The organism is Lysobacter sp. (genome assembly GCA_013141175.1).
GTDB lineage: Bacteria > Pseudomonadota > Gammaproteobacteria > Xanthomonadales > Xanthomonadaceae > Lysobacter_I.
Map to the genome: position 1 here is coordinate 836,594 of JABFRN010000001.1, position 14,737 is coordinate 851,330.

A 14,737-nucleotide genomic window follows, 5' to 3' on the forward strand; every position below is an offset into this window, starting at 1 on the left:
GAAGCCGGGATTTTTCGATGAGGCGTCCTGCCTCATCGAAAAACGGCGCACGTCCTGTGCGCCGCCCTCCGGGTCTGCGATCAGGGGAAAGTGTGCCGTCTCCGCTAGATCATCAGGACGTTGCCCTCTGCCGGCATTCAAGAATGCTTCCGTCGTTTTCGTGGCGTTTCATGCATGGCATGCTTCAGCACCTCGTGAGATTGTCCGCACGTTGTGAAAAAAACCAGCAATCTACATCGTCCTATCCATACCCAGACCATGGTTTCGTCGGACCTGGTTGTAGACCCGGAGGGCGATGCACAGGATGTGCATCGTTTTTCGATGAGACATGGATGTCTCGTCGAAAAATCCCGGCTTCGCCTCAGAAGGCAGGTTTGAATTGGACCTGAGTGTTTCTTTGGTTACTTTCTTTGCGCCAAAGAAAGTAACTCGCGCCCCAGCGCGAAAAAGGTGCCAGGCTTTACCCGCACCGCATGAAGCGCCGACACAGACAGCACCACGAAACATCAGTCAAGACCGTTCGACGATCATGCGGGAAGCGCTTGTGCGAAGTCGAAGCCACCGCAAAAAATGAAGTCGTGTAGCCCCGCAAACTCAATGCGGCGCAACAAACCGCAACCCCACCCCCGGCTCCGTCGCGATCCAACGCGGCGCGGACGCATCGTCGCCGAGCTTGTGCCGGAGTTTCCCGACCAGGATCCGAAGATAGTGGGTGTCGTGCTGATGCGTCGGCCCCCACAACTCACGCAGCAACTGCGGCTGCGTGACCACACGCCCGGCATGCGCCACGAGATGCGCCAACAGCGCATATTCCTTGCGCGACAGCACCAGCGACACACCGTCCAGCGTCACCTGGCGCTGCGCCAGATCGACCCGCAGATGCCCATCGTCGAACACCGCCGGCGCATCCGCCGATGCACTGTGCGCGCGCATCAGCGCGCGGATGCGCGCCATCAGTTCCTGCACGCCGAACGGCTTGGTGACGTAATCGTTCGCGCCCGCATCGAGCGCGGCGACCTTCTCCGCTTCGCCCGCGCGCACCGTCAACATGATCACCGGCACCAGCGACCACTGCCGCAGTTCCCTCAATACTTCATGGCCATCCTTGTCGGGAAGACCGACATCGAGGATGACCAGATCGGCGCCGTGCGTGGCGAGCGAAATCAATCCTTCCTGGCCGTTCGCTGCCAGCACGACCCGGTAGCCCTGCGCGCGCAGGCTGATGTCCAGGAATTTGCGGATCTGCGGTTCGTCGTCGATCACCAGCACCCGCGCCGGTGGCGCGGACGTCGGGGACATCGGATCGATCAGGTCAGGCATCGCTCTTCTGCGGCAACGGTTCGATGAGCGGCAGGGTAATGCGGATCGTCGTCCCGTGGCCATCGCTTCCGGGCAATGCTTCCACGCTGCCGCCGTGCGCGCCCACCATGCCCTGGCTGATGGTCAGTCCCAGACCGGTGCCGTGACGCCCACGGTCGCCGCGCTCCACGCTGTAGAACATGTCGAAGATCCGCGCCCGCTCTTCTTCCGGAATGCCCGGTCCATGGTCGCGCACATCGATCCGCAGCTTGCCTTCGACCAGGCGCGCGTCGACTTCCACGGGCTGGCCGGGTGGCGAGAACTTGGCGGCGTTTTCCAGCACGTTGAACAGCGCCTGTTCGACCAGCGCCGGGTGCACCCAGATGGGCGTCATGCCGGATTCGATACGGATGTCCAGCTTGACCTGCGGCTGATAGCGGAGCAGCCGGCCTGTGGCCGATCCGATGAGTTCGTCCACGCCGATCCAATCGCGGTTCAAGGTCAGGCCGTTGTGACCCAGCCGGGTCATGTCGAGCAGGTTCTGGATGTAGCGGTCCAGGCGTTCGCCTTCCAGTTGGATGGTCTCCAGCAGGCTCCTGCGGTCTTCGGCGCTCATCGCCTCGGAATAACTGGCCAGGCTGCTGGCCGAGCCGATCATCGACGCCAACGGCGAACGCAGGTCGTGCGAGACCGACGACAGCAGCGCCGAACGCAGGCGTTCGGTCTCGCCGCTGACCCGCGCGGTTCCCAGATCGGACACCAGACGCGTGCGCAGCGCGGCCTGGCCGATGTCGTCGGCCATGGCTTCGGCCAGACGGCGCTGCTCGAAAGCCAGGCGCGGATGGTCCGCTGCGAATCGCAGGCCCGCCACGCCCAGCGTGCCCTGGTCGTGACGCAGCGGCAGGAACCACCACCGCGAACCCGACAGCGTATCGGTGTAGCGGCCGGTGGCCTGGCCGTGGCGCTGTGCCCATTCGGCTGCGCCCAGGTCGGTGTCGGTGAGCTTCGCGCCATCGGATGCGGCCGTGTCGTCGCCGATACGGACCCATGCCTGTACGCCGAAGGCCGCCTGCAATGCGGAGCGTCCAGCGGCGAGCACCTGCCCGAGATCGGCGGCGCTGGCCAGATCCCGCCCCAGTGCCTGCAATGCGGTGGCATGCGCATTCGCCGCCCGCAGCGCCACCACCTGCATGCGCAATCTGGAGGCCAGCCGTCCGGCGACCAGTGCGGCCACCAGGAACAGGAACACCGTGGTCACGCCCTGGCGCGCACCGATATTGAAGGTGAAGCGCGGCTCGATGAAGAAGTAGTTGTAGGCCAGGAAGCAGAGCACGGCGGTGATCACCGCAGCGGCCATGCGCGTGCGCGAAGCCACCAGCACCACCGCGACGATGAAGATCATGGACAGATCGTCCAGGGCCACCCAGCGTTCGGCCAGCCATGCGATGGCGACCGCCAACACGGTCGCCACCAATACCAGCATCGAATCGTCGCGCGTCAACGACAGGCGCGGCGCGTGCGATTCGCGGCGCGAACGCGCGCGCGCTTCCGGCGTGTTGACGATCGTCAACTCGTAGTGCGCCCCCCGCTGCAGCAGCTGCTGGGTGAGCGTGCGGTTGAACATGCGTGCGACGGGCCGTTCGCGCGTGCGTCCGAGCACGATCGCCGATACGCCGGTGCGGCCGGCGTGATCCAGCAACGCATCGGCGACATTCGCGCCGCGCAGCACATCGGTGTCGGCGCCGAGCTTGCGCGCCAGCGCGAAGGCCTGGTCGAGTTCCTGCTGACGCGCCTCGTCGATGACCCCGGTCTGCACGGTGACCACCGCCCACGGCGCATCGCGCCGTTCGGCGAGGCGTCGGGCCACACGCACCATGTATTCGGATTGGCCAAGACCATCGATGGCGACCAGCACGCGGCGACGTACGTTCGCACCGGACATGCCGCGCGCGGCCTGGAGTTCGCGCAGATCGCTGTCGACGCGGTCCGCAGCGGTCTGCATGGCCAGCTCGCGCAGCGCGATCAGGTTGGAAGGCGAGAAAAAGGTCTGCAGCGCCTGCGCGGCTTGGTCCGGCACATAGACTTTGCCCTGGCGCAGGCGTTCGATCAGTTCGCGCGGCGGCAGATCGACCAGCACGATGTCGCGCAGGCGATCGAAGACCAGATCCGGCACGGTTTCGCTGACCCGGATGCCGGTGATGCGGAACACCACATCGTTGAGGCTTTCCAGATGCTGGATATTGACGGTGGTGTAGACGTCGATGCCGGCGTCCAGCAGTTCCACCACATCCTGCCAGCGGCGCTCGTGACGGCTGCCGGCGGCGTTGCGATGCGCCAGCTCGTCGACCAGGGCGATGGCGGGCTTGCGCGCCAGCAGCGCGTCGAGATCCATTTCCTCGAAGATGCGATCGCGATATTCCAGGCGCGCGCGCGGCATCAGTTCCAGGCCATCGGTCAACGCTGCGGTTTCGCTGCGGCCGTGGGTCTCGACGATGCCCACCACCACGTCGATATTCTGTTTGCGCAGCTCGCGCGCGCGCGACAGCATGGCGTAGGTCTTGCCCACGCCCGGAGCCGCACCGAGAAAGATCGTCAGCCGCCCGCTGCCTTCGCGGCGAAGTTCGCCGATCAGCGCATCGGCCTGATGGGTGCGGGAGTCGATCATGCGGTCATTGTGCGCCAGGAAAAATCCAATTTTCGGCCGTCATCCCCGCGAAAGCGGGGATCCCGTGTCTTGGCGCCTTTACACGCAACGTCGCTGGGTTCCCGCTTGGCCAGACATTCATCTGTTGAAGGCCGCGGGAACGACGAGTCCTCATTTTTCCGCATCCAGTGCCAAATTGAGCTCCAATACGTTGACGCGCGGCTGACCGAGGAGGCCGAACTGCGGTCCCCGCGCATGCATGGCGACCAGTCGCTCGACCTGCGCCGGATCGAGCCGCCTCGCCTGCGCCACGCGTGCGACCTGCACCCGCGCACCGGCGGGGCTGATGTCGGGATCCAGCCCGCCGCCTGATTGGGTGAGCAGTTCGCCGGGCACGTCCTGCGCGGCGATCCCGTCGCGCGTGGCCACCGCCGCCCGGGTCTCGTCGATGCGCTTGCGCAGATCGGGATTGGTCCGGGCCTGGTTGCTGCCGGCGGCGGACATCGGGTTGTAGCCGGCCGCGGAAGGACGCGGCTGGAAATAGCGCGCGTCGGCGAAGGGCTGCGCGACCAGCAGCGAACCGACCGGCTTGCCGTCTCGATTCACGATGCTGCCGGTGGCCTGCTGCGGAAACAGGAGGCTGCCGATCGCCGTGCCTGTCAGCGAATAGAGCAGGCCCATGCCGAGAAGAATGACCAGTGCAAAGACCAGCGAAGCGCGCAGGGCGCCGTGGTCCTGCAAGGAGGGGGTATGTGCAGTGGTGTTCATGTGAATTCCTTTATGCGCCGATCGTGGCGACCAGCGCCAGGTCGATGAGCTTGATCGCGACGAACGGCAACAGCACGCCGCCGCCGCCGTAGATCAGCATGTTCCGGCGCAGCAGCGCGGTGGCGCTGGCGGGTTTGAAGCGTACGCCGCGCAGGGCCAGCGGAATGAGCGCCGGAATGATCAGCGCATTGAAGATCAGCGCCGCCAGCACCGCATTGGTCGGGCTGGACAGCTGCATCACGTTCAAGGCCGCCATGGACGGAATCGCAGCGGCGAACAGCGCCGGCAGGATCGCGAAATACTTGGACACGTCGTTGGCCAGCGAGAACGTGGTCAATGCGCCGCGCGTGATCAGCTGCTGCTTGCCCACTTCCACCACCGCCAGCAGCTTGGCCGGATCGGAGTCGAGATCGACCATGTTGCCGGCCTCTTTCGCCGCCTGCGTGCCGGAGTTCATCGCCAGGCCCACGTCGGCCTGCGCCAGCGCGGGCGCATCGTTGGTGCCGTCGCCGACCATCGCGACGAGGCTGCCCTTGGCCTGTTCGCTGCGGATGCGCGCCAGCTTGTCTTCGGGCGTGGCCTCGGCGATGTAATCGTCCACGCCGGCTTCGGCAGCGATGGCCGCAGCGGTGAGCGGATTGTCGCCGGTGATCATCACCGTGCGCACGCCCATCGCGCGCAGGCGGGCGAATTTTTCCTTCACGCCGTGCTTGACCACATCCGAAAGCTCGACGACGCCCAGCACATGCTTGCCTTCGCTCACCACCAGCGGCGTGGCGCCGCTGCGCGCGACCTGTTCGACGCGCGCGGTGAGTTCATGCGGCACCAGGCTGCCCTGCGCTTCGACATGGCGCCTGATCGCATCGCCCGCGCCCTTGCGGATGGAACGACCGCCATCGAGGTCCACGCCGGACATGCGCGTCTGCGCGGTGAACTGCAGATAGTCGGCGCGATCGGGTTCGGGCGTGGCGCAGCCCTGCTCGCGCGCCAGCTTGACGATGGATTTGCCTTCCGGCGTGGGGTCGGCCAGCGACGCCAGCATCGCCGCTTCGCGCAGCATCGAGGCGTCCACACCGGCCAGCGGATGGAACACCGTCGCCTGGCGATCGCCGTAGGTGATCGTGCCGGTCTTGTCGAGCAGCAGCACGTCCACGTCGCCGGCCACTTCCACCGCCTTGCCGGATTTGGCCAGCACGTTGGCGGACAGCGCGCGGTTCATGCCGGCGATGCCGATCGCCGGCAGCAGGCCGCCGATGGTGGTGGGAATCAGGCACACCAGCAGCGCGATCAACAGCAGCGGCGCGACCTGCACGCCGACGAACGCGCCGATCGCCGGCAGCGTCGCGACCACGATCAGGAAGGTCAGCGTCATCGCCGCCAGCAGCATGGTCAACGCGATTTCGTTCGGGGTCTTCTGGCGGTTGGCGCCTTCGACCAGCGCGATCATGCGATCCAGGAAACTGTGGCCCGGTTCGGCGGTGATGCGGATGACGATTTCGTCCGACAGCACCTTGGTGCCGCCGATCACGCCGGAGCGATCCGTGCCCGCCTCGCGCAGCACCGGCGCGGATTCGCCGGTCACCGCGGACTCGTTGATGGTGGCGAGACCGCGGACGATTTCGCCGTCGGCCGGAATCTGTTCCCCGGCGCTGACGATGACCAGATCGCCGGGGCGCAGATCGGCTGCAGGCAGACGCGTTTCATTACCGCCCAGATCGTTGTCGACCTTGCGCGCCACCAGATCCTTGCGCGCGCGGCGCAGCGAAGCCGCCTGCCCGCGACCGCGCGCTTCGGCGATGGCTTCGGCGAAATTGCCGAACAGCACGGTGACGAACAGGATCGCGGTGACCGCGCCGCCGAAGCCGGGCGATGCCTGCCCGGCCAAGGTGATCACCGCCGACAGCACGGTGCCCGCCATCACGATCGCCATCACCGGGCTCTTGAGCAGATGACGCGGCGACAGTTTCAGGAAGGCGTCGCGCAGCGCGCTGCGCATCGCGGCGGCGTCGACGAGCGCGGGTTTGCGCGCAGGAGGATGCTGGTAAATGATCTCGCTCATGTGCGTGCTCTCAGTGCGCTGCCGCAGTCAGCGACAGGTGGTCGGCGATCGGGCCCAACACCAGCGCAGGCATGAACTGCAGCACGGTGATGATCGCGACCACGGCGATCAGGGTCAGTACGAAGGTCGGCGTTTCGATCTGCAGGCTGCCTGCGGTTTCCGGCGACGGGCGCTTGCGCGCCATCAGTGCGGCGACCGCCAGCGGCACGATCAAGGCGGGATAACGTCCCAGCGCCAGGACCAGCGCGCAGCTCAGGTTCCACCAGTAGGTGGCATCGCCCAGACCCTCGAATCCCGAACCGTTGTTGGCGTAGGCCGAGGTGTACTCGTAGAAGACCTGGCTGATGCCGTGGAAGCCCGGATTGGAATTGGCGGTGATCGATGGGATCGCCAGCGTCAACGCGGTGAAGCCCAGGATCACCAGCGGCTGCAGCAGCACCAGCAACGCCAGCAATTTCACTTCCGGCGCTTCGATCTTGCGACCGAACAGTTCCGGCGTGCGGCCCGTCATCAGGCCGGCCAGGAACACGCTCAGCAGCAGGTACACCAGGAACTGCTGCAGACCGCAGCCGATACCGCCCCAGATGGCGTTGACCAGCATGTTGACCAGCGTATCCAGCCCGGTGAGCGGCGCCAGCGAATCGTGCATCGCATTGACCGAACCATTGGAGGTCTGCGTGGTCAGCGATGCCCACAAGGCGGAGGCGTCCGCACCGAAGCGCACTTCCTTGCCTTCCATCAGTGCGGCATCGGACGTGGTGGCCGAATGCGCTTCCGACCAGACCGCAAGACCGGTGGACGCCGCCGACATCAGCAGCATGCTGCCGAAGATCATCGCGGTGAGTTTGCGGCGACCGACCAGCGGCCCGACCATGAAGACGACGGACAGCGGGATGAGGATGATGCCGACCACTTCCAGGAAGTTCGAGAACGGCGTCGGGTTCTCCAGCGGCACCGCACTGTTGGGGCCGTACCAGCCGCCGCCGTTGGTGCCCAACTGTTTCGCCGCCACCATCGCCGCGACCGGCCCCAGCGGGATTTTCTGCTCGGCCATCTGCGCGCTGGCATCGATCGGCGCGACCGTGGGCCCTGCGGCCAGCGTCGAAGGCACGCCCTGCGCGGTCAGCAACACCGACCAGAGCAGACACAGCGGCAACATGAAGCGGACGGCGGCGCGCGTGACATCGACCCAGTAGTTGCCCATGTCGGCCTCACCGGTGTCGTGCGCGTTCTTTTCGCGTCCGCCGAACAGTGCGCGCAGGGTGGCCACCACCAGCGCCAGGCCCATCATCGGGGTGATGACCTGCAGGCCGACGATGCCGACCATCTGCGCCAGATACGACAGCTGCGCCTGGCCGGAATAGTGCTGCTGATTGGTGTTGGTGAGGAACGACACCATGGTGTGCAGCGCCAGGTCCCAACGCATGTTGGGAATGGCATCGGGATTGAGCGGCAGCCAGGCCTGGGTCATGAACAGCACCCAGACCAGCGCGCCGACCACAAGATTGCTCAACAGGAACGCCTTGGCATAGCCGCGCCAGCTCATGCCGCGCAGCGGGTCGATGCCGAGCAGCCGGTAGACCGGCTTTTCGAGCCAGCCGAACAGGCGATCGCCGCGCATCGGGGCGCCGCGCATCACGTTTGCGAGGTAGTGGCCCAGCGGCCAGGCCAGGCCGATGGCCACCGCGAAGACAAGCAGGATCTCGATCATGGTCGTCATCCGCTCAGAATTTTTCCGGGCGCAGGATCACCAGCAGCAGGTACACCGCCGCCACGATCACCACGATTCCGCACAACATCGACAACCAGCCGGGCATCTGCGCATTCCTCATGCATTCCGATCGGCGCAGTGTCCGCCTGCGATGCGTAAACGCGCTATTCGCGTCGAAGCGCTGGGCGTAAATTCTTCGTAACCGGTCATGCTTCCTGACCATGACTGCCCTGACCGTGGCCTTGGATGGATGTCGCTGCCACATTTGCCTTGCAAGTACGCAGAGGCGAAGATCGGGAAAACACACCCGACGCAGGCATGAACACGTCCTCTCCCGGCTGGCGCGAAGCGCTGACCACTGCGCTGCAACGCGCGCTGCGCATCGAATGCGATATCGATCGAGCGCCGCAGGCGCTTCACGATGTCGCCGGACGCCGGCTGCCCGCGCTGGAAGAAGCCATTCGCCGCGAGTATTGGCATGCCGAGCTTCCCGGCTTCGCATGGCCGCTGGCTGCGCAGCCGGACGAAACAGCGATCGACGCGCAGCTGTTCTGCGCGGGTTGCCACCGCGACGGCCGCATCCGCGAACGCGCGCTGCGGCTGATGCGCGACCGTCCGGGCCGGCTCGCCACCGCGCTGACCCTGATCCGCTGCGACGACTGGGTGCCGCAGGTACGCCTGTGCGCCGAAGAGGCGCTGCAGCGGATCGTCGCCACCGACCCCGCCGCGCTGTTCGCGCATCTGGATGTGCTGTTCGTGCTGCGCGAGCGGCAGCGCATCCAGGCGGGCGTCTGGCGCACGCTGATCGAGCCCGCGCTGCTGGCACCCGCGCATTCGGCGGCGCGCTGGCAAGCGCTCGATCACGGCGGCAGCCTGCAGCGCCTCTTCGTCTGCGATCTGATCCTGCGTGCCGACCCCGCGCGGATCGACGCGCTCGCCGCGCAGACTGTGCGCAACCGCGACCCGGTGATCGCCCGCTGGGGTCTGCGCGATCTGCCGCGTTTGTCGGGCAAGCCGCTGAGCGACGATCTCATCGCGTACGCACTGCGCCACCCGCATGCATCGGTACGCGCGCATGCCCTGCGCCTGCGCGCACACAGCCCCGACGACGCGTTCCGCGCGCTGCTGCGCGAATGCCTGCTCGATCCCTCGGCCTCGGTGCGCAACGTCGCCGCCCATGCCTCGCGGAGCCTGGGATCGGAGCCGCGCGAGGTCTGGCGCGATGCGCTCGATCGCTGTATCGAACCCGGCGGCATCGAACACGAGTGCCGCCACGCGCTGCTCGCCCTGAGCGATTGCGCCGAAGCCGAAGATCTCGACCGGGTCGCGCCGTGGCTGCGACACGCCACCGGCGACCTGCGCTGCGCCGCGCTGCGCGCCGCCGTGCGCGCCGGCATCGACGACCCTGCCGCGCATCTGCGCGACGCATTGGCCTCGCCATCGGGCAAAGTCGTCGCGTTGGCGCTGAAACTCGGCGCCACCGTGCCCGCGTTCCTCACCCGCGACACCCTGGCGAACGCCTTCATCGCCGCGCATCCCCACACCCGCCAACGCCTCGTCGACGCCACCCACCAGCTGAGCCGCTGGGACGCCCTCGACTGCCTGCTCGACGGCATCGACCACGACGCCCACGCCAGCGAACTGCTGCACGCCCTCGTCGACTGGCATCGCGAAATCGGCCACCGATACGCCCCGCTGTCCGCTGCCCGCAAACAGGCGCTGCTGCAGCGCATCGACGCCATGACGCCGCGCAACATGCACATCGCATGGCTGCCGGTCCGGCGGGTGGTCGAAACCGGCTGAGCCCGGCACGCCGGCCGGAAGCGGGCGCGGCGCGTCCCAGCCGCCTGCTGCACCGCAACATCTAGGCAAGCCCCGCCCTGCGTGCTATTCAATGGGACGAAGGGTCCGCCTTCCCTGTCCGGGGCCGCTGCATGACGCAACGATTCGACGAGATGCACGACGACGCAGGCGCACCGCGCCCGCATTACCGCGTTTTCGACGAATGGCTGCGCAACACCCCCGAGCCGGCCATCGCCAGCAAGCGGCAGGAGGCCGAGATCGCCTTCCACCGGGTCGGCATCACCTTTTCGGTCTACGGCGAGGAAGCCGGCAACGAGCGCCTGATCCCCTTCGACATGGTCCCGAGGATCGTGCCCGCCGCCGAATGGCGGATGCTGGAAGCCGGCCTGCGCCAACGCGTGCATGCGCTGAATCTGTTCCTCGGCGATGTCTACGGCGAGCAGCGCATCCTCCACGACGGACGCGTGCCCACCGATCTGGTGCTGGGCAACGAGGAATTCCGCCGCGAGATGTGCGGCCTGCGCGTGCCGGGCGGGGTGTATTCGCACATCTCCGGCATCGATCTGGTCCGCGCCGGCGACGGCGAGTACTACGTGCTGGAAGACAATCTGCGGGTGCCGTCCGGCGTGTCGTACATGCTGGAAAACCGGCGGATGATGGCGCGGCTGATTCCCGAACTGTTCGCGCGCCAGCAGATCGCGCCGGTCGAACGCTATCCCGACGCGCTGCTCAGCACATTGCGCGAGGCCGCACCCGAAGGCATCGACGATCCGGTGGTCGCGGTGCTGACGCCGGGCTCGGCCAATTCCGCATATTTCGAACACGCCTTCCTCGCCCAGCAGATGGGCGTGGAGCTGGTGGAAGGCGCCGACCTGTTCGTCCGCGACGACACCGTGTACGCGCGCACCACGCGCGGCCCGCAGCGCGTGCACGTGATCTACCGGCGGATCAACGACGACTATCTCGACCCCACCGTCTTCCGCTCCGAATCGATGCTCGGCGTACCCGGTCTGTTCGGCGCCTATCGCGCCGGGCGCGTGACCTTGGCGAACGCACCGGGCACCGGCGTCGGCGACGACAAATCGGTGTATCCGTACGTGCCGGAGATGATCCGCTTCTATCTCAGCGAAGAACCGATCCTGCACAACGTGCCGACCTGGCAGCTGCGCAAGCAGGACGACCTGCGCTACGTGCTGGACCATCTGCCGGAGCTGGTGGTGAAGGAAGTGCACGGCGCCGGCGGTTACGGCATGCTGGTCGGGCCGGCGTCGACGAAGGCCGAAATCGAGGAATTCCGCCTGCGCATCCTCGCCAACCCGTCGAATTACATCGCGCAGCCGACGCTGTCGCTGTCGACCTGCCCCACCTTCGTCGAAAGCGGATTGGCGCCGCGCCATATCGATCTGCGTCCGTACGTACTGTCGGGCAAGCGCATCCAGGCGATGCCGGGCGGATTGACGCGGGTCGCGCTGCGCGAGGGCTCGCTGGTGGTGAATTCGTCGCAGGGCGGCGGCACCAAGGACACGTGGGTGTTGGAGAGCTGAGCATGCTGTGCAGAACCGCCAACGATCTCTACTGGGTGTCGCGACACATGGAGCGCGCGGAGAACACCGCGCGCCTGATCGACGTCACCACCCGCATCGCGATGCTGCCCGAGCGGCTGGATCGCGGCAAAGCCGAGGCCGCACCGTGGCGGCGCGCGCTGGACGCACTGGGCGCGGTCGAGACCTGCCAGAAACGCTACGGCAGCATCGACGCCGACAGCGTGCTCGATCATCTGCTGCTGTCGCCGGACAACCCCTCGTCGATCCTCAGCTGCCTGCGCGCCGCGCGCGAATCCGCGCGCGCGCAGCGGGTCGCGATCACTTCGGAAATGTACGAAGACCTCAACGCCTCGTGGCTGGAGATGCGCGGCCTCGGCACCGCCAGCATCGGCCGCGAAGGGCTCAGCAATATCCTCGAACGGGTGAAAAGCCGCTCGGCGTCTTTCCGTGGCGTCACCATCGGCACATTGGGACGCGGCGAGGGCTATCACTTCATGCAGTTGGGCGTGTTCATCGAACGCGCCGAATGGGCGATCCGCCTGCTCGACGTGGTCGGCAGCGACCGCGACCTGCCCGAAAGCGGCGAAGCGCGCGACACCATCGAATACTTCCAGTGGAGCGCGCTGCTGCAGTCGCTGTCGGCCTTCGAGACCTACCGTCGCCTGCACCGGCAGTCGGTCACGCCGGCAGGCGTGGCCGAAGTCATGCTGCTGCACGAAGCCAACCCGCGTTCGCTGCAGACCTGCACCCATCAACTGCATCAGGTGCTGCTCACCCTCGCGGGCGGGCAGACGCTGGAAGTGGTACGCCAGGCCGGCGCGCTGTCGGCGCACACGCGCTATGCTCGGATCGACGAAATCATCACCGACGGCCTGGAGCCCTGGCTGCAGAACGCGATGGAACGGCTGGACCGCCTCGGCAACGCGATCCATCGGCAATTCATGACCGCCGTCGATGCCGAAGAGGCCCGGCTGGCACTCAAGCCTGTGCAGCATCCGCCGCCGCAACTTCAATTCCAGGCGCAGACCTTGGCCTGATCCGCTTCACACTTGTGCGCCGTTACGGGCAAAATCAGCGCTGCTTCCGCGCGGGTACCGTGTCCTCCATGACTTACTGCATCGGGTTGAATCTCGACCACGGCCTCATCCTGGCCTCCGACTCGCGCACCAATGCGGGCGTCGACGACATCCGCCGCACCGGCAAGATGCGGCTGTTCGTCTCCGAAGGCGAATACGTGGTCGCGGCGCTGTCGGCCGGCAATCTGTCGCTGACCCAGAACGCACTGAATCTCATCGACCAGCGCTCCACGCTGGACGGCGGCCGGCCCGGTATCGGCAAGGCCACCTCGATGTTCGAAGTGGCGCAGTTGGTGGGCGACGCGCTGCGCGAGATCCGCAAACGCGACGACGCCTACCTGCGCGACAGCGGCATCGACCCCAACGGCAGCTTCATCGTCGGCGGCCAGATCCGCGGCGAAGCCCCGCGCCTGTTCCTGGTGTACTCGGAAGGCAACTTCATCGAAAGCTCGCCGGAGATGCCCTACTTCCAGACCGGCGAAAGCAAATTCGGCAAACCCATCCTCGACCGCGTCATCACCCCGCAGACCTCGCTGAGCGAAGCCTGCAAATGCGTGCTGGTGTCGTTCGACTCGACCATGCGCTCCAACCTCTCCGTCGGCCCGCCGCTGGACCTGCTGCTCTACCGCCGCGACAGCTTCACCGCCAACCTGCGCCAGCGCCTGGACGAAGACGACCCGTACCTGCAAACCATCCGCCGCGAATGGAACGAAACCCTGCGTCGCGGCGTCCGCGAACTGCCGGGGCCGGCGTGGTTGCGGGATGCGGAGGGTTGAGCGTCGCGAAAGGTCGAGCGAAGCGCGCAACGCATCGCGCATCGATCGAACGCCGGTTCGTCGAAACAGACCCTGATGCTTTTCCTTCTCCCCGCGCGCGGGGAGAAGGTGGCCGAAGGCCGGATGAGGGGCCGCCTGCCGCAAGCATCTTCACCTCAAGCGCATAAGGCGTGCTCAAGCACGCCGAACAACGAACCGCAAGCAGGCTTTTCGTAGCCCGTGTCTCGCCATCGGCGAGACACGGGATGACGGCAGGGAAGCGCTTAACCGCAAGGACGGATTTCGACCAGTAACGGACGTGAAACGTCCGCTCGGACCCGAGCCGAGCAACATGGGACTCTCATCGAAAATGCAGCCCAAGAAACAATAGACGCGGCCTGGTAATGCGCATCGCTGTCGCTCACTTCTTCAAGCCAGCGACGACTTCCGACACGCCAAGTCCAAGTTCGAGCTGAAGGCGCACGTATTCGCGCTCCTTGCGCGACAGGCTGCGACCCATCTCGATACGCACATCCTCAGCCTCCAGAATGCGCAGGATCCTTGGCATCGCCGAGCCTATGGCATCCGGCCCGTAACCTGCCTCGCGCAAAGCCGCAATCAGAAGGGCTTGTATATCCATGATGCGTCCATCTCTATTCAAGACACTGCATTGTGCACCAGCAGGTGCGTGCGCGGCATGAGATTCATGCCAGGGTCGCTTGGTTCGCTCATTTCGGATGAAACGAGGGCCTACCGCGCAAATCGCCAGTTGGAGACCGGAAAATCTCTGCAGGATCGGGCGCTGCGTCTTCAAGGTTGCTATACGAACTATCGATGTCGGCTTCGGATCGGAAGACGCCTCTTCCTGCTTCCGATGATCATTCCCGATCCACGTTCACGCCATCTTGATGACCGACTCCGTCCGAGGGCGGGCAATGGCCATTCCTTGTAGGGCGCATCAGCCGAAGGCGTCATGCGTCATAGAAGGATCGCAACTTCTGAATACTCTGAAATGGTGCATGACGCTTCGCTTATGCACCCTACTCGTATGCGCCTTACGGCCTTGCGCGCTCCCTAG

11 protein-coding genes are annotated in these 14,737 nt (G+C 66.0%); 4 read left to right on the top strand and 7 right to left on the bottom strand.

Features of this window, described 5'->3' with window-relative positions; translation table 11 throughout:
* Window positions 1-594: 594 nt before the first annotated feature.
* From HOP03_03935 to HOP03_03960, 6 genes are all read right to left on the bottom strand, one after another.
* Entirely contained in the window at window positions 595-1,383 is a 789-nt protein-coding gene (locus HOP03_03935) for a response regulator transcription factor (protein ID NOT87314.1), read from the bottom strand.
* The gene (locus HOP03_03940; GenBank protein ID NOT87315.1) at window positions 1,313-3,964 is read right to left on the bottom strand and encodes a sensor histidine kinase KdpD; all 2,652 of its coding nucleotides are present in this window, start codon (window positions 3,962-3,964) and stop codon (window positions 1,313-1,315) included. Before HOP03_03940 ends, HOP03_03935 begins: the two co-directional genes overlap by 71 nt.
* A gap of 150 nt (window positions 3,965-4,114) precedes the next feature.
* A complete protein-coding gene (kdpC, locus tag HOP03_03945; protein ID NOT87316.1) occupies window positions 4,115-4,711 on the bottom strand; it encodes a potassium-transporting ATPase subunit KdpC in 597 nt (198 codons plus the stop codon).
* Between the two features lie 10 nt (window positions 4,712-4,721).
* On the bottom strand, window positions 4,722-6,770 hold the full coding sequence (gene kdpB / locus HOP03_03950) for a potassium-transporting ATPase subunit KdpB (GenBank protein ID NOT87317.1): 2,049 nt from the start codon (window positions 6,768-6,770) through the stop codon (window positions 4,722-4,724).
* A 10-nt stretch (window positions 6,771-6,780) separates the two neighbouring features.
* Complete coding sequence (gene kdpA / locus HOP03_03955) at window positions 6,781-8,481, bottom strand: potassium-transporting ATPase subunit KdpA (GenBank protein ID NOT87318.1); 1,701 nt, start codon at window positions 8,479-8,481, stop codon at window positions 6,781-6,783.
* Window positions 8,482-8,494: 13 nt separating this feature from the next.
* Window positions 8,495-8,587: a potassium-transporting ATPase subunit F gene (locus HOP03_03960; protein NOT87319.1), complete on the bottom strand. Its 93-nt coding sequence runs from the start codon at window positions 8,585-8,587 to the stop codon at window positions 8,495-8,497.
* Window positions 8,588-8,799: 212 nt separating this feature from the next.
* Between HOP03_03960 and HOP03_03965 the strand changes: the two genes are divergently transcribed.
* The 4 genes from HOP03_03965 to HOP03_03980 all read left to right on the top strand — a co-directional run bounded on the left by HOP03_03965 (window position 8,800) and on the right by HOP03_03980 (window position 13,680).
* On the top strand, window positions 8,800-10,284 hold the full coding sequence (locus tag HOP03_03965) for a hypothetical protein (GenBank protein ID NOT87320.1): 1,485 nt from the start codon (window positions 8,800-8,802) through the stop codon (window positions 10,282-10,284).
* A gap of 131 nt (window positions 10,285-10,415) precedes the next feature.
* Entirely contained in the window at window positions 10,416-11,828 is a 1,413-nt protein-coding gene (locus HOP03_03970) for a circularly permuted type 2 ATP-grasp protein (GenBank protein ID NOT87321.1), read from the top strand.
* A 2-nt stretch (window positions 11,829-11,830) separates the two neighbouring features.
* Entirely contained in the window at window positions 11,831-12,865 is a 1,035-nt protein-coding gene (locus HOP03_03975) for an alpha-E domain-containing protein (GenBank protein ID NOT87322.1), read from the top strand.
* Between the two features lie 68 nt (window positions 12,866-12,933).
* Window positions 12,934-13,680, top strand: a complete 747-nt coding sequence (locus tag HOP03_03980) for a peptidase (protein ID NOT87323.1) — start codon at window positions 12,934-12,936, stop codon at window positions 13,678-13,680.
* Window positions 13,681-14,080: 400 nt separating this feature from the next.
* Here the strand turns inward: HOP03_03980 and HOP03_03985 are convergent, their stop codons facing one another.
* Window positions 14,081-14,299 (bottom strand): polyprenyl synthetase, encoded by a 219-nt coding sequence (locus tag HOP03_03985; protein NOT87324.1) that lies wholly within the window; start codon window positions 14,297-14,299, stop codon window positions 14,081-14,083.
* Between the last annotated feature and the right edge of the window lie 438 nt (window positions 14,300-14,737).

Coding starts and splice junctions, on each gene's coding strand:
- HOP03_03970 (NOT87321.1), top strand. CDS start 10,416: ATGACGCAACGATTCGACGAGATGCACGACGACGCAGGCGCACCGCGC.
- HOP03_03965 (NOT87320.1), top strand. CDS start 8,800: ATGAACACGTCCTCTCCCGGCTGGCGCGAAGCGCTGACCACTGCGCTG.
- kdpB (NOT87317.1), bottom strand. CDS start 6,770: ATGAGCGAGATCATTTACCAGCATCCTCCTGCGCGCAAACCCGCGCTC.
- HOP03_03960 (NOT87319.1), bottom strand. CDS start 8,587: ATGCCCGGCTGGTTGTCGATGTTGTGCGGAATCGTGGTGATCGTGGCG.
- HOP03_03975 (NOT87322.1), top strand. CDS start 11,831: ATGCTGTGCAGAACCGCCAACGATCTCTACTGGGTGTCGCGACACATG.
- kdpC (NOT87316.1), bottom strand. CDS start 4,711: ATGAACACCACTGCACATACCCCCTCCTTGCAGGACCACGGCGCCCTG.
- HOP03_03980 (NOT87323.1), top strand. CDS start 12,934: ATGACTTACTGCATCGGGTTGAATCTCGACCACGGCCTCATCCTGGCC.
- kdpA (NOT87318.1), bottom strand. CDS start 8,481: ATGATCGAGATCCTGCTTGTCTTCGCGGTGGCCATCGGCCTGGCCTGG.
- HOP03_03940 (NOT87315.1), bottom strand. CDS start 3,964: ATGATCGACTCCCGCACCCATCAGGCCGATGCGCTGATCGGCGAACTT.
- HOP03_03985 (NOT87324.1), bottom strand. CDS start 14,299: ATGGATATACAAGCCCTTCTGATTGCGGCTTTGCGCGAGGCAGGTTAC.
- HOP03_03935 (NOT87314.1), bottom strand. CDS start 1,383: ATGGCCACGGGACGACGATCCGCATTACCCTGCCGCTCATCGAACCGT.